An 18021-nucleotide genomic window follows, 5' to 3' on the forward strand; every position below is an offset into this window, starting at 1 on the left:
CATACGGACCTGTATGGAGTCTTATGGATGATATATCATCCGCTCGCTCGACAAGCCGCGTCAGACGGATCGGTCGACAGGAGGAGGGTGGAGGCGAAGCGTTTCGTGCGTTGCTTATCCATGGGAGGGAGAAAGTGTCTATTTCAATGTATGCGCATATCAGGCGCAATCCGCGGTTTACGGAACTGGTGGCCAAGCGGACCCGCTTCGCGGGCATTCTCGCGGCGATCGTCCTGATCGTCTTCTACGGCTTCGTGCTGCTCGTGGCCTTCGCGCCCGAGCTCATCGGCATGCGCCTGTTCGAAGGCAGCAACCTCACCTTCGGCATCCTCGCGGGCCTGTTGCAGTTCATCTTCTTCTGGGTCCTGACCCTGGTGTACGTCCGCCGTGCCAACGGCGAGTTCGACGACATCAACAAGGAGCTCGTCAAGGCCGCATGGAAGGACGAAAAATAATGACCGCCAAGTTCCTTTCGCGCTTCGGCGCCGGCCTCCTGGCCCTGTCCGTCAGCCCGCTCGCGCTCGCTGCCGGCCCGGCAATGGACTCCGCAGAGAAGCAGCCGCTCAATCTCCATGCCATCGGCATGTTCTTCGTGTTCGTGCTGCTGACCCTGGGCATCACCTACTGGGCGGCCAGCCGCACCAAGACGACCGCCGACTTCTACACGGCTGGCGGCGGCATCACCGGTTTTCAGAACGGCCTGGCGATCGCGGGTGACTACATGTCCGCGGCCACCCTGCTCGGTCTCACCGCGATGATGTACGCGCAGGGTGTCGATGCCTACATCTACATGCTGTCCTTCTTCGTCGGCTGGCCGATCATCCTGTTCCTGATGGCCGAACGCCTGCGCAACCTCGGCAAGTTCACCTTCGCCGACATCACGGCCTACCGCCTCGACCAGGGCAAGGTGCGCACGATGGCGGCGATCAGCTCGCTGGTCGTGGTGTGCTTCTACCTGGTGGCGCAGATGGTCGGTGCCGGCCAGCTCATCAAGCTGCTGTTCGGTCTGGACTACAACATCGCGCTCGTCGTCGTCGGCGCGCTGATGATGGTGTACGTCACCTTCGGCGGCATGGTCGCCACCACCTGGGTGCAGATCATCAAGGCCTGCATGCTGCTGATCGGCGGCACTGCGGTGGGCGTGCTCGCGTTCAGCCAGTTCGGGTTCTCGTTCGACGAACTCACCACCCGTGCGATGGAAGTGCACAAGCTGGGGCAGGGGCTGCTCAACCCCGGCAGTCTGCTCGCCGACCCGGTTACCGCGATCTCGCTCGGCCTCGGCCTGATGTTCGGTACCGCCGGCCTGCCGCACATCCTGATGCGCTTCTTCACCGTGACCGACGCCAAGGAAGCGCGCAAGTCCGTGCTCTACGCTTCGGGCATCGTCGCTTACTTCTTCAACGTCATCGCCATCATGGGCCTGTGCGCGATCGTCATCGTCGGCCAGAACCCGCAGTTCTTCGAGGGCGGCGTCATCGGCGGCAAGGTCATCGGCGGCGGCAACATGATCGCCATGCACCTGGCCAACGCGGTCGGCGGCAACCTGCTGCTCGGCTTCCTGTCGGCGGTGGCGTTCGCGACCATCCTCGCGGTGGTGGCCGGCCTGGCGCTGGCCGGTGCCTCAGCGATCTCGCATGACATCTACTCACGCGTGATCATGAAGGGCAAGGCCGACGAAGCTACCGAACTGAGGGTGTCGAAGTTCGCCACCATCGGCCTCGGCGTGGTCGCGGTGCTGCTCGGCATGGCGTTCGAGAAGATGAACATCGCGTTCATGGTCGCGCTCGCCTTCGGCGTGGCGGCTTCGGCCAACTTCCCGGTGCTGATCCTGTCGATGTACTGGAAGGGCCTCACCACCAAGGGCGCCCTGGTCGGCGGCTACTCCGGCCTGATCAGCGCGGTGCTGTTCGTGCTGCTGTCGAAGTCGGTTTGGGTGGATGTGCTGGGCAACGCCTCGGCGATCTTCCCCTACACCCAGCCGGCGCTGTTCTCGATGCCGATCGCGTTCTTCACGACCTGGCTGTTCTCGACGCTTGACAGCAGCAAGGCTGCCGCGGCCGAGAAGGAAGCCTTCGAAGACCAGTACGTGCGCGCCCAGACCGGCGTGGGTGCGTCGGGCGCTTCGTCGCACTAAACGTCCGCGCCGCCCGGCCTGTGTCGTGCAGGCCGGGTGTTGCGGATCGCAGATCGTCTCCCTGGGAGCGGGCTTGCCCGCGAACCGGGCGACTTTCGCGGGCAAGCCCGCTCCCACCGAATGCGTTGGGGGCGGGCTTTTTCGTCAACGGGGCGCGCCGCAGTGCCAACGGCGCCTGGCGGCAACGCCTGCAGGCAGCGGGTGGTAGACTCCTGCGGCTGATTACCCGTGGTTTTGCCGTCCGGCGGGGCCTTCATCCCAAAGGAGCGTCGTTGTGCCGTTCAACGAGCTGTTCGTCATCCTGCTGCTGATTGCGGCGAGTGCCTTTTTCTCGATGGCCGAGATTTCGCTTGCCGCCTCACGCAAGATCAAGCTGCGCCTGCTGGCCGAAGCCGGCCATGTGAATGCCCAGCGAGTACTGGCGCTGCAGGACAGCCCTGGTACCTACTTCACCGTCGTGCAGATCGGCCTCAATGCCGTGGCCATCCTCGGTGGCATCGTCGGCGAGCAGGCCCTGTCGCCCCACGTGGCGGGACTGCTGCGGGCGGTCTATGACGGCCCGGCGCTCGGCACCCTGAGTTTCGTCTTCTCATTCGTGTTCGTGACCTCGCTGTTCGTGCTCTTCGCCGACCTCATGCCCAAGCGCCTGGCGATGCTCCGACCCGAGCGCATCGCGGTGGGCGTGGTGCGGCCGATGCAGGTGTGCATGTGGGTCCTTGCGCCGCTGGTGTGGGTCTTCAACGGTGCGGCCAACCTGATCTTTCGCTGGTTCAAGGTGCCCAGCGTGCGCATCGAGGACATCACCGCCGCCGACATCATGGCCATGGCCGATGCCGGGGCGCAGGCCGGCGCGCTGTTGCGCCAGGAGCAGCACCTGATCAGCAACGTGTTCGAGCTCGACTCGCGCATCGTGCCGTCGGCGATGACTTCGCGCGAGAGCATCGTCTTCCTCACCCTCTCCGAATCCGAGGAGAGCATCCGGCGCAAGATCGCCGGACATCCGCACGGCAAGTTTCCGGTATGCGAGGACGGCATCGACAGCGTCATCGGTTATGTCGACGCCAAGGACATCCTGCCGCGCATCGTGCAGGGGCAGGATCTGTCGCTGCGCACCCAGCCGATCGTGCGCAAGGTGTTGATGCTGCCCGACAGCCTCACCCTGTTCGAGGCGCTCGAGCGCTTTCGCGATGCCAAGGAAGACTTCGCGCTGATCCTCAACGAGTACGCGCTGGTGGTCGGCCTGCTGTCGCTGCAGGACGTGATGAACACGGTGATGGGCGACCTGGTGAGTCCCTTCCAGGAAGAGCTGATCGTGCGCCGCGACGACAATTCCTGGCTGATCGACGGCGTCACGCCGATCGAGGACGTGATGCAGGCGCTCGAGATCGACGTCTTCGAGGGCTTCCAGAATTACGAGACGGTGGCCGGCTTCCTGATGTATCGCCTGCGCAAGGTCCCCAAGCGGACCGACTTCGTGACCTACCTCGGCTACAAGTTCGAGGTGGTCGACATCGACAACCATCGTATCGACCAGGTCCTGGTGACGCGCGAGGATCCCGCACCCCCCGGCGAGGGTGGGCGCACCGGCAAGTAGCGGCCTGGTCGACTTCCCCGGTCCCGCCTCGGGTGCGGGTGTCGGTGCGGGGTGTCAGGCGGCAGTGGTGGTCTTGGTCGCCGCGATGCGGGCGAGCGCGGCGCGTCCGCTCAGGATGTGCGTGCGCATCAGTTCTTCGGCGCGGCTGCCGTCGCGGGCGAGCAGGGCCTGCAGGATGTCGCGGTGCTCGGCAAGCGACTGCGCCAGACGACCTTCGGAGAACAGCGAGTGGTGGCGCGACAGCTTGATGACCTTGCGCAGGTCCTCGATCACCTGCAGCAGCCAGCGGTTGTCGGCAATTTCGTGAAGGGCGAGATGGAAGGCCTGGTTGGCCTCGAAGAAGCCGTCGATGTCGCCTGCGGCGGCGGCGTTCTCCAGGTCGGTGTGGATGGCCCTCAGGCGCTCGAGATCGGCCGCGCTGGCTTTCATGGCCGAGGTGCGCGCGCATTCGCCTTCGAGCATCGACATCACCGTGAACACCTCGTCCAGGTCGCGTTCGGAGATCTCGGTCACGTAGCAGCCGCGGCGCGGCTTGAGCGTGACCAGCCCTTCGGAGGCCAGCACCTTCAGCGCTTCGCGCAAGGGCGTGCGCGAGATGCCGTAATGCTCGGCCAGCGCCTGCTCGTCCACCCAGGTGCCGGGGGGCAGTTCGTGCGAGAAGATGCGCTGGCGCAGCCGCTCGGCCACTTCCTGGTACAGCGCGATGGGGGCGATGCGTGTTGCGTTCATGGGCGGATTCGGGTGTGCAGGCTGCGGAGCGTTGGCGCAACGTCGGTCGATGTCATTCCAGCGCGTGGACCATTGCGTTCATAATTATGGATAAAGTATTATTTTACTGTTAAGCAAGTCAACTTCCACGCGCGACGCGTCATGGGAGGCGCCGGACATGTTCCGGCGGAAGAGAGGGGGCGCGTCGTTTCCTGGAGCGTCGACGGCCGTCCGCGGTTTCTGCTGCGGACGGCACCGTCGCCGCATGGTCTCTGCCTGCCCGGGGATGGACCCGCGATGTCGCCCCGAGCATCCGATTTTGTGCCCGCAGCCCTCGAGGCTGCAGATTTCTAGAGGTTTTTCATGTCGCAAACCTACGACGCCAATGAGCCCGTCTATCCTCAGCCCGACCTGGAGGCCTGGAGAAAAGCTGCAGCCAAGCATTCTCCGGGTGGTGATGTCGAAAAGCTCAACTGGATCACGCCCGAAGGCCTGACCGTCAAGCCGCTATACACCAGGGCCGACACCGAAGGCCTCGCGCACACCGACACGCTGCCCGGCTTCGAGCCCTTCCTGCGCGGCCCGCAGCCCACCATGTATGCGGTCAAGCCGTGGACCATCCGCCAGTACGCCGGGTTCTCCACCGCCGAGGCCTCCAACGCCTTCTACCGCAAGGCCCTCGCCGCCGGCGGGCAGGGCGTGTCGGTGGCCTTCGACCTCGCCACCCATCGCGGTTACGACTCCGACCACCCGCGCGTCACCGGCGACGTCGGCAAGGCCGGCGTGGCGATCGACTCGGTCGAGGACATGAAGATCCTGTTCGACAGCATCCCGCTCGACAAGGTCTCGGTGTCGATGACGATGAACGGCGCGGTGCTGCCGATTCTCGCCGGCTACATCGTCGCCGCCGAAGAGCAGGGCGTCAGCCAGGACAAGCTCTCGGGCACGATCCAGAACGACATCCTCAAAGAGTTCATGGTGCGGAACACCTACATCTATCCGCCCACCCCGTCGATGAAGATCATCGCCGACATCTTCGGCTACACCGCGCAGCACATGCCGAAGTTCAACAGCATCTCGATCTCCGGCTATCACATCCAGGAGGCGGGCGCGAACCAGGCGATCGAACTGGCCTTCACGCTCGCCGACGGCGTCGAGTACGTGCGCACCGGCATCAACTCCGGCATGGACGTCGACACCTTCGCCGGCCGCCTGTCCTTCTTCTGGGCGGTGGGCATGAACTTCTACCTCGAGATCGCCAAGATGCGCGCCGCGCGGCTGCTGTGGTGGCGGCTGATGAAGCAGTTCAACCCCAAGAGCCAGAAGTCGATGATGCTGCGCACGCACTCGCAGACTTCGGGCTGGTCGCTCACCGAGCAGGACCCGTACAACAACGTCGTGCGTACCACCATCGAGGCCATGGCCGCGGTGTTCGGCGGCACCCAGTCGCTGCACACCAACGCGCTCGACGAGGCGATCGCGCTGCCCACCGAGTTCTCTTCCCGCATCGCGCGCAACACCCAGATCATCATCCAGGAAGAGACCCACATCTGTAACGTGGTCGATCCGTGGGCCGGCTCGTACATGATGGAAAAGCTCACCCAGGACATGGCCGACAAGGCCTGGGCCCTGATCGAAGAGATCGACTCCATGGGCGGCATGACCAAGGCGGTCGAGTCCGGCTGGGCCAAGATGAAGGTCGAGGAATGCGCTGCCGACAAGCAGGCACGCATCGATTCGGGCAAGGACGTCATCGTCGGCGTCAATAAGTACAAGCTCGACAAGCAGGACCCGATCGACATCCTCGATATCGACAACCACGCGGTGCGCGAGTCGCAGATCGCCCGCCTCAACAGCATCCGCGCCAGCCGCGACGCCGCCGCCGTGCAGGCCGCGCTCGATGCGCTCACCCGGTGCGCCGAGACCGGCGACGGCAACCTGCTCGACCTGTCGGTGAAGGCCATGCGCCTGCGCGCCACCGTGGGTGAGATCTCGGATGCGCTCGAGAAGGTGTTCGGGCGCTATCGTGCCAACCCGCAAGCCGTGTCCGGTGTCTATGGAGCCGTCGTGGAAGAACAGGAAGACTGGAAGGCCCTCAAGGCCGACATCGAGGCCTTCATCGCCGAAGAAGGCCGCCGCCCGCGCGTGATGATCGCCAAGCTCGGCCAGGACGGCCACGACCGCGGCGCCAAGGTCGTCGCCTCGGCCTTCGCCGACCTCGGCTTCGACATCGACATCGGCCCGCTCTTCCAGACTCCGGAAGAAGCCGCCCGCCACGCGGTCGAGAACGACGTCCACGCGGTGGGCTGCTCCAGCCTCGCCGCCGGTCACAAGACGCTGGTGCCGGCCGTCATCAACGAACTCAAGCGCCTTGGCGCCGACGACATCATCACCTTCGTCGGTGGCGTGATCCCGGCGCAGGACTACGACACGCTCTATGCCGCCGGCGCCAAGGGCATCTTCGGCCCGGGCACGCCGATCCCGGCCGCAGCGCGTGAGGTGCTCAAGCAGATCCGCGCCGCACGCAAGACGTCCTGAGTTCGCGCAATCACGGCCCCGCGCGGACCAGTCGCCGCGCGGGGCCGCGCAACATTCCTTTTCGATGCCGATGAACAAGCCCGAACCCCTGTCCGCCACCGTGTCCGTCCCCGTGGTCGAACCGCTCGATGCGGCCGATCAGGCCCTGGTCGATGGCGTGCTGGCGCGCCAGTTGCGTCCGCTGGCCAAGACCATCACGCTGACCGAGTCCTTGCGCGAAGACCACAAGGCGCGCGCGCAGAAGGTGCTCGAAGCGCTGTTGCCGCACACCGGCGGCGCGATGCGAGTGGGTATTTCCGGTGTGCCGGGCGTGGGCAAGTCCACCTTCATCGAGGCGCTTGGCCTGCATCTGATCGAGCAGGGCTTGCGGGTCGCCGTGCTGGCGGTGGATCCATCGTCGTCGGTGACCGGCGGCTCGATCCTCGGCGACAAGACGCGCATGGAGTTGCTGAGCCAGAACCCGGCGGCGTTCATCCGTCCGAGCCCATCGGCCTGCAGCCTGGGCGGGGTGGCGGAGAAGACGCGCGAGACGCTTCTGGTGTGCGAGGCCGCCGGCTTCGACGTGATCATCGTCGAGACCGTGGGCGTGGGGCAGAGCGAGACCGCGGTTGCCGGGATGACCGACATCTTCTGCCTGCTGCAACTGCCCAACGCCGGCGACGACCTGCAGGCGATCAAGAAGGGGATCATGGAGATCGCCGACCTGATCGTGATCAACAAGGCCGACATCGACCCGGCTGCGGCGATGCGTGCGAAATCGCAGATCAAGACCGCGCTGCACATGCTGCGCCCGGCCAGCCCCAACTGGACGGTGCCGGTCTTGACGCTGTCGGCGCTGAAGAAGGACGGCGTCACCGAGTTCTGGGACACGGTGATGGATTACCGCAAGGCGCTGACCGCGTCGGGCGAGCTCGCTTCCAAGCGCCGCCATCAGGCCCTGGCCTGGATGTGGGAAATGATCGACTCCGAGCTGCGCAGCCGTTTCCGCAGTCATCCGCAGGTGAAACAGGAACTGCCCGGGCTGGCGCAGGCCGTGGAGGCGGGGGAGGTCACCCCCTCGGCCGCGGCGCGCCGGCTGCTTGGCCATCTTTGAATCAAATCAAGGGCCCGCGCCTGGCGCGGGCAGACAATCGTAGGATCTGACAGGAGATCATCAATGCACGACATCATTCGCCAGCTGGAGGAAAAGCGCGAGAAGGCCCGCCTCGGCGGTGGCCAGAAGCGCATCGACGCCCAGCACGCCAAGGGCAAACTGAGCGCCCGCGAACGCATCCTGCTGCTGCTCGACGACGACAGCTTCGAAGAGTGGGACATGTTCAAGGAGCACCGTTGCAACGACTTCGGCATGAACGCCGACCACATCCCGGGTGACGGCGTCGTCACCGGCTACGGTACGGTCAACGGGCGCCTGGTGTTCGTGTTCTCGCAGGACTTCACCGTGTTCGGCGGTTCGCTGTCCGAGACCCACGCCGAGAAGATCTGCAAGGTCATGGACCACGCGATGAAGGTCGGCGCGCCGGTGATCGGCCTCAACGACTCGGGCGGCGCCCGCATCCAGGAAGGTGTGGATTCGCTCGGCGGCTACGCCGACGTGTTCCAGCGCAACGTGCTGGCCTCGGGCGTGGTGCCGCAGATCTCGCTGATCATGGGGCCGTGCGCAGGCGGTGCGGTGTACAGCCCGTCGATGACGGACTTCATCTTCATGGTCAAGGACTCGTCCTATATGTTCGTGACCGGTCCCGAGGTGGTGAAGACCGTGACCCACGAAGAGGTCACCGCCGAAGAACTCGGTGGTGCCGTCACCCATACCAGCAAGTCGGGCGTGGCCGACCTCGCCTTCGAGAACGACGTCGAGGCGCTGATGATGACCCGCCGCCTGGTGGGCTACATCCCGGCGAGCAACCGCGACAAGCCGCCCGTCGTGCCTTGCGTCGATCCGGCCGACCGCCTCGACTTCTCGCTCGACACCCTGGTGCCGAGCAACCCGAATCAGCCCTACGACATGAAGGAGCTGATCATCAAGATGGTGGACGACGGCGACTTCTTCGAGCTGCAGCCCGATTACGCCAGGAACATCATCATCGGCTTCGCGCGCATGGAAGGCGCCCCGGTGGGCATCGTCGCCAACCAGCCGCTGGTGCTGGCCGGCTGCCTCGACATCAAGAGCTCGATCAAGGCCGCGCGCTTCGTGCGCTTCTGCGATGCGTTCAACATCCCGGTCGTCACCCTGGTGGACGTCCCCGGCTTCATGCCCGGCACCGCGCAGGAATACGGCGGCATCATCAAGCACGGCGCCAAACTGCTCTACGCCTACGCCGAGTGCACCGTGCCCAAGGTCACCCTGATCACGCGCAAGGCGTACGGCGGTGCCTACGACGTGATGTCGTCCAAGCACCTGCGCGGCGACGTCAACTTCGCCTGGCCGAGCGCCGAGATCGCGGTGATGGGTCCGAAGGGGGCGGTGGAGATCATCTTCCGCGAAGAAAAGAACGACCCCGAGAAGATCGCCGAGCGCGAGGCGATGTACAAGCAGCGCTTCGCCAACCCCTTCGTGGCAGGCGCGCGTGGCTTCATCGACGACGTGATCATGCCGCACGAGACGCGCAAGCGCGTGTGCCGCTCGCTGGCGATGCTCAAGGACAAGCAGCTCGAAAACCCGTGGCGCAAGCACGGCAACATCCCGCTCTGATCCGCGCACGAGGAAAACATACATGTTCAAGAAGATCCTGATTGCAAACCGTGGCGAGATCGCTTGCCGCGTCATCAAGACCGCCCGCAAGATGGGCATCGCCACCGTGGCGGTGCATTCGGAAGCGGACAAGGATGCGCTGTTCGTAGATTTGGCCGACGAGGCCGTGTGCATCGGCCCGGCACCGTCCAAAGAGTCCTACCTGGTCATCGACAAGATCATCGCCGCCTGCAAGCAGACCGGTGCCGAAGCGGTGCACCCGGGCTACGGCTTCCTGTCGGAGAACGCCGAGTTTTCGCGCCGTCTGGAAGAGGAAGGCATCAAGTTCATCGGCCCGAAGCACTATTCGGTCGCCAAGATGGGCGACAAGATCGAGTCCAAGAAGCTCGCGATCGCAGCGGGCGTGAACACCATCCCCGGCTACAACGACGCGATTGCCGGTCCCGACGAGGCCGTCCAGATCGCGAAGAAGATCGGCTACCCGGTCATGATCAAGGCCTCTGCCGGCGGTGGCGGCAAGGGCCTGCGCGTGGCCTTCGACGACAAGGAGGCGCATGAAGGCTTCTCGTCGTGCGTCAACGAAGCGCGCAACGCCTTCGGCGACGACCGCGTCTTCATCGAGAAGTACGTGCTCGAGCCGCGCCACATCGAGATTCAGGTGCTGGGCGACTCGCACGGCAACTACGTGTACCTGAACGAGCGCGACTGCTCGATCCAGCGCCGTCACCAGAAGGTCATCGAGGAGGCGCCGAGCCCCTTCGTCGACCCGGCGATGCGCAAGGCGATGGGCGAGCAGGCGGTGGCGCTGGCGCGTGCGGTGAACTACGAATCGGCCGGCACGGTCGAGTTCGTGGTGAGCGGCGCGACCAAGGAGTTCTACTTCCTGGAGATGAACACCCGCCTGCAGGTCGAGCACCCGGTCACCGAGTTGATCACCGGGCTGGACCTCGTCGAGCAGATGATCCGCGTGGCCTACGGCGAGAAGCTGCCGCTGACCCAGGCCGACGTGAAGATCGACGGCTGGGCGATGGAGTGCCGCATCAACGCCGAAGACCCGTTCCGCGGCTTCCTGCCCTCCACCGGCCGCCTGGTGAAGTTCCAGGCACCGGCCGAAGGCAACGGCGTGCGCGTCGACACCGGCGTGTACGAAGGTGGCGAGATCTCGATGTTCTACGACTCGATGATCGCCAAGCTCATCGTGCACGGCAAGGACCGCCAGGACGCCATCGAGCGCATGCGCGACGCGCTCAACGCCTTCGTGATCCGCGGCATCAGCTCGAACATCCCCTTCCAGGCCGCGCTGCTGCAGCACCCGCGCTTCTGCTCGGGTAACTTCAACACCGGCTTCATCGCCGAGGAGTACCCGCAGGGCTTCGACGCCTCGATGGTGCCGCACGATGATCCGGCGCTGCTCGCCGCGGTCGCCACATTTGCCCGCAGCCGCTACATCGAGCGCGCGGTGCAGATCGAAGGCCAGCTTGCCGGTCACGGCCGCAAGGTCGCTGCCAACTGGGTGGTGGTCATGTCCGGCAAGCAGTACCCGGTGCGCACCCAGGCCATCGACGGTGGCCTGGCCGTGACCCATGAGGGCCGTACCTACAACATCGTCTCCGACTGGAAGTTCGGCGAGCTGCTGTTCACCGGCACCGTCAACGGCGCCCCGGTGTGCATGCAGATCGAACGCCGCGGCCTGCGCTACCGCATCTCGCACTTCGGCCTGCAGGTCGAGCCGATGGTGATGACGGTGCGCGCCGCCCATCTGCTGTCGCTGATGCCGGCGAAGCTGCCGCCCGACTTGTCCAAGTTCCTGCTGTCGCCGATGCCCGGCCTGCTGCGCGAGGTCTCGGTGGCCGAAGGCCAGGACGTCAAGGCCGGCGAAAAGCTCGCTGTCATCGAAGCGATGAAGATGGAGAACGTGCTCAAGGCCGAGCAGGACGGCAAGGTCAAGAAGATCGTCGCCAAGCCGGGCGCCAGCCTGTCGGTGGACGAGATCATCATCGAGTTCGAGTGATCATCACCCGCTATCCGTTTTGATCGATGGGGAGGGAGACCCGGGCCGCAAGCCCGGGTGCCTGTCGGACGAGGCCTGCGCAAGCAGGCCTTTTTTTCGCCGTGCGCTCGCGAAGGCCCGGGCTGAACTTTTCCCCTCGTCTGCTGGTCGTATTTGCACAAATTAAATTGCCGGCCTATTATCCGGGCCGACACCCCCGCTCCCGCGTCGCGGGAGCCTGTAATCCGGGTCCAGGGCTGCCGTGCAGCCTCCTTCACCGCGGGGCCCGTTCATAAGAAAGCCGCCGATCACCCATGCTGCCATCGCAGCATCCGGTCGCGGCGCCGTGGGCGACGCGCAGGCGCCGCCCCTGCAAATACGAAAGACAGACCAGGAGGACGATTCATGAGCGCTCAAGTGCATGCTCTCAAGGCCATCAACACCCGAGTGGAGGCCCCGGAGGAAGGCGCCGCCCTGTTCGGACCGGTGCCGTTCAAGGTCTACACGCAGCGCGATCTCGACCGCATCCCGCAACTCGCCAGGCTTTCGCCGGCGCAGCGCTTCGAGATGAAGGTCGTTTCTTTGGTGCTGCCTTTCCGTGTCAACCAATACGTGATCGACGAGCTGATCGACTGGGCGAAGGTGCCCGCCGACCCGATCTTCCAGCTCACCTTCCCGCAGCGCGGCATGCTCGCACCCGAGCACTACGACCGCATCGCCGAGCTGATCCGCAGCGACGCACCCAAGGAGGAACTCGAGCACGCGATCGATGCGGTGCGCCATGCCCTCAACCCGCACCCGGCAGACCAGATGGCGATGAACATGCCGCGCGATGCGCACGGCAAGCGCCTCGACGGCATGCAGCACAAGTACCGCGAGACCGTCCTGTTCTTCCCCAGCCAGGGCCAGACCTGCCACAGCTACTGCACCTTCTGCTTCCGCTGGGCGCAGTTCGTGGGCGACAAGGAGCTGCGCATTGCCTCGTCCGAGGCGCGGGAGTTGCATGATTACCTGCGCAAGCACACCGAAGTCACCGACCTGCTGATGACCGGCGGCGACCCGATGGTGATGAAGACGCGCCACCTGCGCGACTACCTCGAGCCGCTGCTGCAGCCCGAGTTCGACCACATCCAGACCATCCGCATCGGCTCCAAGGCGCTGACCTTCTGGCCGCACCGCTTCCTGGGCGCGGAAGACGCCGACGACTTGATGCAGTTGCTCACGCAGCTGGTCGAGGCTGGCAAGCATGTTGCGCTGATGGCGCATTACAACCACTGGAAGGAGCTCGACACCGAGGCCGCGCAGGCGGCGATCCGCCGCATTCGCAGCACCGGCGTGGTGATCCGCGCCCAAGGGCCGCTGATCGCGCACATCAACGACGATCCGGCGGTGTGGGCGAAGCTGTGGAAGATGGAGGTCAAGCTCGGCCTGGTGCCGTACTACATGTTCGTCGAGCGCGACACCGGCGCGCGCAACTACTTCGAGGTGCCGCTGGTGCGCGCCTGGGAGATCTACCAGAAGGCGATCCAGCAGGTGTCGGGCCTGGCGCGCACCGCGCGCGGTCCGAGCATGAGCGCGAGCCCCGGCAAGGTCGAGATCCAGGGCATCACCGAGATCGCTGGCGAGAAGGTGTTCGTGCTGCGCTTCATCCAGGGCCGCAACCCCGACTGGGTGCAGCGTCCGTTCTTCGCGAAGTACGACGACAAGGCGACCTGGCTAGACCAGCTCGTGCCCGCCTTCGGCGAGGCCAAGTGGTTCTGGCAGGACGAGTACGAGGCCATCCGCGACGACCGCCTGGCCGCTGCCTGAGCCGGGCATTCGCAGGGCGATGAAGGGTCCGCCTGCGCGGGCCCTTCTGCTGTGCGGGCTGCTATGATCGAATCATCGATCTGGGCAGGGAGCAGCGGTCATGGACTTTCGTAATGGCAGGGAGAGCCGCAACGTCGAGGATCGACGCGGGCAGGGCGGGCGCAGGCTGGGCGGTGGCGGAAAGATCGGCATCGGCACCATCGTGATCGCGCTGATCGCGATGTATTTCGGCATCGACCCGAGCGTGGTGCTCAATACCTCGGAGATGGCGTCGCCGCCGGCGATCGAGTCCACCCAGCCGGGGCAGCCGCGCTCGCCGGCGGAGGACGAGATGGCGCGCTTCGTGTCGATGGTGCTGGCCGACACCGAGGACACCTGGGGGCCGATCTTCAAGGCGGGCGGCGCGCAATACCGCGAGCCGGGCATGGTGCTGTACACCGGCGCCACGCGCAGCGCCTGCGGCGTCGGTCAGGCCGAGATGGGGCCGTTCTACTGTCCGGCCGACGGCAAGGTCTATCTCGATCTGGCGTTCTTCGACGAGCTCGGCCAGCGCTACGGGGCGCAAGGCGATTTCGCCCAGGCCTACGTGATCGCGCATGAAGTGGGTCATCACGTGCAGAACCTGCTGGGGATCTCGGACAAGGTGCAACAGGCCCGCCAGCGCGTGTCCGAGCGCGAGGCCAACCTGCTGTCGGTTCGGCTCGAGCTGCAGGCCGACTGCCTGTCCGGCGTGTGGGCCAACCATGCGCATCGCTCGCGCCAGGTGCTCGAGGCTGGCGACGTGGAGGAAGGGCTGGCGGCGGCGAGCGCGGTGGGTGACGACCGCATGCAGAAGCAGGCTCGCGGCTTCGCGGTGCCGGACAGTTTCACCCACGGTAGCGCGGCGCAGCGCGTGCGCTGGTTCCGCGCCGGCCTGGAGAGCGGGGAACTGCGCGCCTGCGATACGTTCTCGACGCCGAATCTTTAGTAAGCGCGAATGCGCCACCTGGCTGCCGCGCGCGTGGTGCCTTCACTCTGGTGCGCGCGGGCGAGCGGGTTTTTTCAGAAGGGTCGGTCAAGTCTTCAGTTGCCGGCAGGGCGGCGCAGCAGTGCGATGATTTCTTCGACCGACAGCGCCTCGGTCCCACCGCCCAGCCATTCGGGCCGGGGCAGGCCGGGAAGGACGAGGAAGTGGCCACCCGGTTGCGTCACCTCGAAGATCCGCTCGATCCATTGCCCGAGCTGAGCGACCCTGGCGGCGAGCGCTTCGGGTAGCGGGGCGCGTCGCAGGAAGCGCACCTGGCTGTCCGCAAGTTCGAGCGCGTCGGCGAACCGTGGCAGGCCTCGATCGAGCAGGCTGGTGAGCACCGTGGCCATCTCCTGCAGCGGTGCGGCCACGCCGAAGGGGTGTTCGTCGCCCCCGGCGAGCGCGCTGCGCAGCGACTCCGCCCACAGCACCGCCGCGTCGGGCAGGTCGGGGAACCACTGCATGAGATTGCGCGTCCAGTCGCCGACCTGTGCGAGCGTGCCGGCGCGCGCCAGCAACAACATGCCGGCGGTGGCGGCGGCCGGATAGCGCAGCTTGTCGCGCGCGGCGTCCTTGAGCCGCTCGGGGTCCGCGCGTCGCGCCGCGTTGCGCAGGCTGGCCAGTTCGGCTTCACGGGTGAGGCTCCACAGGTAGTCGTAGTGCGGGTTGCCCGGGTCGGGACCGAGCCAGGCCTGGAGCTTCTGCAGCCGGGGTGGCTCGCCCTGCGCCGCCGGGGCGATCGTCAGCGTCAGACGGATCGGGACCGGGCTGTCGGGGTCGGTGGGCAGCGCCACGGCGAGGCGCGTGCGCTGTACGTCGCGTGCGCCGTCGAACATGAGCAGCACGCCGTGCGGATGCGGACCGACCGCGAGGATGACTTGAACGATGCTGCTGGCGCCGTCGCGGGCGACCGATCTTATCCACGTCGCGTTGTCGAGCGCGCTGCCGTCCGCGAGCGAATGCAGGCGTACATTGCCGTCATGCCAGATCATCGACGCGTACTCGTGTCCGAAGCGGCTGCATGATTCGTGGAAGTTGCCCTGCAGGGCCTCGATCGGTATTTCGGCGTCCACCTGCAGCGCGGTGTCGAAGCGCGCGTCGACCGCGGCGCCGGCCGCCGCTGCGAGCTGGGCTGCGACGGCCGCGCCGCGGAACGCCGCACCCGCTGCGCCGCGGGAGAGCGTGGCCGCAGCGGGCGCGCCGCCCCCGACACCAGTGGAGGGCACCGCAGGCGGTGCCAGCTCGGTGACGATGAGATCCTCGCCTTCGCTCGAGGGCCACACGGTCTGGTCGAGCGCCGTATTGACGGCCTTCAGCAGCACGTTGATGCGCGGCCGCACGTAGTCCACGAACTCGCGGAAATCGATGCGCAGGTTGCCGGTATCGGCCCCGCCGCGCAGTGCTTCGAGGACCGCCTGGCCGAACAGGGTGAGGGGCTGGCCGGGGAACTGGTAGGCGACCATGTTGGGCGAGGTCGACGCGAGCGCGGCGGCCGCGCGCGGCGCCGGGCCGTTGGGCGGATTGACCGGGAAGGCGCCATGGGCGCTCGAGGCCTTTTCCGCCAGCGGCGAGAACTCGTTGCGGCAGGCGTCGAGCAGGGCGAGGTGCTCCGCGACCGGGTTCTCGGTCATCCAGCGCTGCAGCTCGCGAGCGCTGAAGCAGTTCTCGAGCTGCGGGTCGCCGAACTGCGGGTCGAGGTAGTCCGCGGGCAGCAGCACGGGCGTGCGGTTCGCGCCCACGCCGTGGCCGCTGAAGAAGAACAGGCTGCGGCTATGCGTGGCGGCCGGTGCCTGCTTCGGCACCGCCGCCGTCCAGCGCTGGATGCCCAGCCGCATGTGGGCGTAGTCGGGGGTGTCGTAATGGGTGAAGCCCGCGGCGTCGAACTCGGCGCGCTCCTCGGTGCTCGGCGACAGCAGGAGCATGCTCCACACCACCGGCAGGTCGGGGTAACGGAAGTCCGTGTGCAGCCAGTTGAAGACGCGCGCCGCGGTTCGCGCCGACGACAGCAGCTGGCCGAGGCCGTAGGTGTCCGGCGCGGGCGCCGAGCCGCCTTCGAGGTGGGGATAGGCGCTGATGCCGATGATCAGCGCATAGACGCCGGGCATGCCCGGTTGCCACTGCGGGTGTCGCCACAGTCCGGGCGTGCCGCTGACCGCTTCGAGCGCCATGAAGTTCTCCTAACCAAGGCGGGGAGGGAGGGGCGGCGGCGCGTCGAGCGGCGCCGGCGGCGCGCGGTGCGCGTGCGCGGCCCATGCCGTCGGTGGCAGCAGCACCAGGTCGAACGCTGCCCGCGTCGCGCCGCATTCGAGCTCGATCGCCAGCCGCCGGCTGGCGCGGTGCGCTGCGAGCTGCAGGGGCTCGGGCGAAGCGCCGTCGCCGAGCAGCGCGCCGAGCTGGTAGGCGTCGGGCAAGGCGGCGACGGCGCTTGCGCCGGACGCCGGGTCACGGACCGCGATGCGGGCCGGAGTGGGACCATCCGCGGGGCCATCCGCGGGACCACCCATCGCGCCATCCTCCACCCAGGCGCCCAGCCACAGGCATTCATCCGCTCCACACGGCACCAGCACCGCGTCGTGCTCGCGATGCAGCGGCGCCTGCCCCCAACTGCGCAGGCGTCCATCCGGGCGCCAGTGGGACGCCGCAATGCGCTGCGCGGTCACGCGCAGATCGCCCACAACGATGACGTCGCCATCCAGGCACCACTCGGGCGCAGTCGGCATCAGGCGTAGAGCTTGCGGATGGTGGCGACGTCCCCCGCCGACAGTGTCCACGAGGGCATGAAGCTCTTGCCATCGACCGTCCACCGCGCCGGAATGGTGTAGATCATCACCGAGGCCTGATCGAAGTCGGTGGTGATCACGTTCGAGGCGTCGAAGCGGGCGAAGACGTTGTAGTCGATCGTGCGCCGATCCCAATAGTTGGGCGGCCCCTCGAGGTCGGCATAGACGGCCGCGCGGTTCCACTTGATGCGGGCTTCGGGGTGGTTGTGCTCGTGCAGCAGGCCGAGTGCATGACCGAACTCGTGAATGACCACGCTGCAGAAGTCGTGCTCCGCGGTGTCGAGCGTGGCCCAGCCCAGGTTCATCGTCGGCTGCGAGGGGTGGATGCCCAGGCCGTCGGTGCCGATGTACGACCACGAGCCGCCGTTGGCATTGAAGGCGATGCGGATCTGGGCCGGCTCGCTGCTCCATGCAGGGGACAGCTTGAGGCGCACGCCATCCATGAACCATGCCGCGGCCGCCTGCAGTACGCGCGTATGAAGTTCGGGCGTGCCTTCGAGAAAGCGCACCTTGAGTTCGGTGCCGGGTTTCCACAGCTTCTTCTTTGCCGCCACGCCCATCGACACGGGCATGGTCGGCGAGCCTGCTACGCGCTCGCCCCCATCGACGTCGAGCGTGCTGCAAATCCACTGCTTGCGTTCTTCGCTCACGATGCGCTCCCCATTCAGAGTAAGGGTGGACGGCGCGGGGCGCTGCCGGTAGCCTGACCCCGTCAACACACTCTGAGCATAGACGGCACCGGGGCGAAATCCAGAGCCCGCGCAGTCGCGGGC

The 18021-nt window shown here is 66.4% G+C and carries 13 protein-coding genes; 9 read left to right on the plus strand and 4 right to left on the minus strand.

Annotation, left to right across the window (positions count from 1 at the left end; all coding sequences use genetic code 11):
* The first annotated feature begins 146 nt into the window (after window positions 1-146).
* From RBT54_RS12995 to RBT54_RS13005, 3 genes are all read left to right on the plus strand, one after another.
* Complete coding sequence (locus RBT54_RS12995; RefSeq protein ID WP_320367497.1) at window positions 147-455, plus strand: DUF485 domain-containing protein; 309 nt, start codon at window positions 147-149, stop codon at window positions 453-455.
* Window positions 455-2134, plus strand: a complete 1680-nt coding sequence (locus RBT54_RS13000; protein ID WP_320367498.1) for a cation acetate symporter — start codon at window positions 455-457, stop codon at window positions 2132-2134. The genes RBT54_RS12995 and RBT54_RS13000 overlap by 1 nt, the downstream gene beginning before the upstream one ends.
* A 274-nt stretch (window positions 2135-2408) precedes the next feature.
* Entirely contained in the window at window positions 2409-3728 is a 1320-nt protein-coding gene (locus RBT54_RS13005) for a hemolysin family protein (protein WP_320367499.1), read from the plus strand.
* Between the two features lie 54 nt (window positions 3729-3782).
* Here the strand turns inward: RBT54_RS13005 and RBT54_RS13010 are convergent, their stop codons facing one another.
* A complete protein-coding gene (locus tag RBT54_RS13010; protein WP_320367500.1) occupies window positions 3783-4457 on the minus strand; it encodes a GntR family transcriptional regulator in 675 nt (224 codons plus the stop codon).
* Window positions 4458-4799: 342 nt separating this feature from the next.
* Between RBT54_RS13010 and scpA the strand changes: the two genes are divergently transcribed.
* The 6 genes from scpA (at window position 4800) to RBT54_RS13040 (ending at window position 14429) form a co-directional block, all read left to right on the plus strand.
* Window positions 4800-6974 (plus strand): methylmalonyl-CoA mutase, encoded by a 2175-nt coding sequence (gene scpA, locus RBT54_RS13015; RefSeq protein WP_320367501.1) that lies wholly within the window; start codon window positions 4800-4802, stop codon window positions 6972-6974.
* Between the two features lie 64 nt (window positions 6975-7038).
* Window positions 7039-8067 (plus strand): methylmalonyl Co-A mutase-associated GTPase MeaB, encoded by a 1029-nt coding sequence (gene meaB, locus RBT54_RS13020; RefSeq protein WP_320367502.1) that lies wholly within the window; start codon window positions 7039-7041, stop codon window positions 8065-8067.
* A 63-nt stretch (window positions 8068-8130) separates the two neighbouring features.
* Window positions 8131-9663, plus strand: a complete 1533-nt coding sequence (locus RBT54_RS13025; protein ID WP_320367503.1) for an acyl-CoA carboxylase subunit beta — start codon at window positions 8131-8133, stop codon at window positions 9661-9663.
* Window positions 9664-9685: 22 nt separating this feature from the next.
* The gene (gene accC / locus RBT54_RS13030; RefSeq protein WP_320367504.1) at window positions 9686-11674 is read left to right on the plus strand and encodes an acetyl-CoA carboxylase biotin carboxylase subunit; all 1989 of its coding nucleotides are present in this window, start codon (window positions 9686-9688) and stop codon (window positions 11672-11674) included.
* 384 nt (window positions 11675-12058) lie between these two features.
* The gene (locus RBT54_RS13035; RefSeq protein WP_320367505.1) at window positions 12059-13462 is read left to right on the plus strand and encodes a lysine 2,3-aminomutase; all 1404 of its coding nucleotides are present in this window, start codon (window positions 12059-12061) and stop codon (window positions 13460-13462) included.
* A 100-nt stretch (window positions 13463-13562) separates the two neighbouring features.
* Window positions 13563-14429, plus strand: a complete 867-nt coding sequence (locus RBT54_RS13040) for a neutral zinc metallopeptidase (RefSeq protein WP_320367506.1) — start codon at window positions 13563-13565, stop codon at window positions 14427-14429.
* 95 nt (window positions 14430-14524) lie between these two features.
* Here RBT54_RS13040 and RBT54_RS13045 read toward each other — a convergent pair whose 3' ends face one another.
* From RBT54_RS13045 to RBT54_RS13055, 3 genes are read right to left on the minus strand one after another with little or no spacing between them, the layout of a single operon-like run.
* Complete coding sequence (locus tag RBT54_RS13045) at window positions 14525-16636, minus strand: caspase family protein (protein WP_320367507.1); 2112 nt, start codon at window positions 16634-16636, stop codon at window positions 14525-14527.
* Between the two features lie 9 nt (window positions 16637-16645).
* The gene (locus RBT54_RS13050) at window positions 16646-17188 is read right to left on the minus strand and encodes a hypothetical protein (protein ID WP_320367508.1); all 543 of its coding nucleotides are present in this window, start codon (window positions 17186-17188) and stop codon (window positions 16646-16648) included.
* On the minus strand, window positions 17188-17898 hold the full coding sequence (locus tag RBT54_RS13055) for a M12 family metallopeptidase (protein WP_320367509.1): 711 nt from the start codon (window positions 17896-17898) through the stop codon (window positions 17188-17190). Before RBT54_RS13055 ends, RBT54_RS13050 begins: the two co-directional genes overlap by 1 nt.
* Window positions 17899-18021: the final 123 nt, after the last annotated feature.

Source organism: Thauera sp. (genome assembly GCF_034003485.1).
Classification (GTDB): Bacteria; Pseudomonadota; Gammaproteobacteria; order Burkholderiales; family Rhodocyclaceae; genus Thauera.

What these genes read in the sequence shown, in the direction of transcription:
- RBT54_RS13050 (WP_320367508.1), bottom strand. Translation starts at nt 17,188, where the DNA reads ATGCCGACTGCGCCCGAGTGGTGCCTGGATGGCGACGTCATCGTTGTG.
- RBT54_RS13040 (WP_320367506.1), top strand. Translation starts at nt 13,563, where the DNA reads ATGGACTTTCGTAATGGCAGGGAGAGCCGCAACGTCGAGGATCGACGC.
- RBT54_RS13000 (WP_320367498.1), top strand. Translation starts at nt 455, where the DNA reads ATGACCGCCAAGTTCCTTTCGCGCTTCGGCGCCGGCCTCCTGGCCCTG.
- accC (WP_320367504.1), top strand. Translation starts at nt 9,686, where the DNA reads ATGTTCAAGAAGATCCTGATTGCAAACCGTGGCGAGATCGCTTGCCGC.
- RBT54_RS13025 (WP_320367503.1), top strand. Translation starts at nt 8,131, where the DNA reads ATGCACGACATCATTCGCCAGCTGGAGGAAAAGCGCGAGAAGGCCCGC.
- RBT54_RS12995 (WP_320367497.1), top strand. Translation starts at nt 147, where the DNA reads ATGTATGCGCATATCAGGCGCAATCCGCGGTTTACGGAACTGGTGGCC.
- RBT54_RS13045 (WP_320367507.1), bottom strand. Translation starts at nt 16,636, where the DNA reads ATGGCGCTCGAAGCGGTCAGCGGCACGCCCGGACTGTGGCGACACCCG.
- RBT54_RS13035 (WP_320367505.1), top strand. Translation starts at nt 12,059, where the DNA reads ATGAGCGCTCAAGTGCATGCTCTCAAGGCCATCAACACCCGAGTGGAG.
- meaB (WP_320367502.1), top strand. Translation starts at nt 7,039, where the DNA reads ATGCCGATGAACAAGCCCGAACCCCTGTCCGCCACCGTGTCCGTCCCC.
- scpA (WP_320367501.1), top strand. Translation starts at nt 4,800, where the DNA reads ATGTCGCAAACCTACGACGCCAATGAGCCCGTCTATCCTCAGCCCGAC.
- RBT54_RS13010 (WP_320367500.1), bottom strand. Translation starts at nt 4,457, where the DNA reads ATGAACGCAACACGCATCGCCCCCATCGCGCTGTACCAGGAAGTGGCC.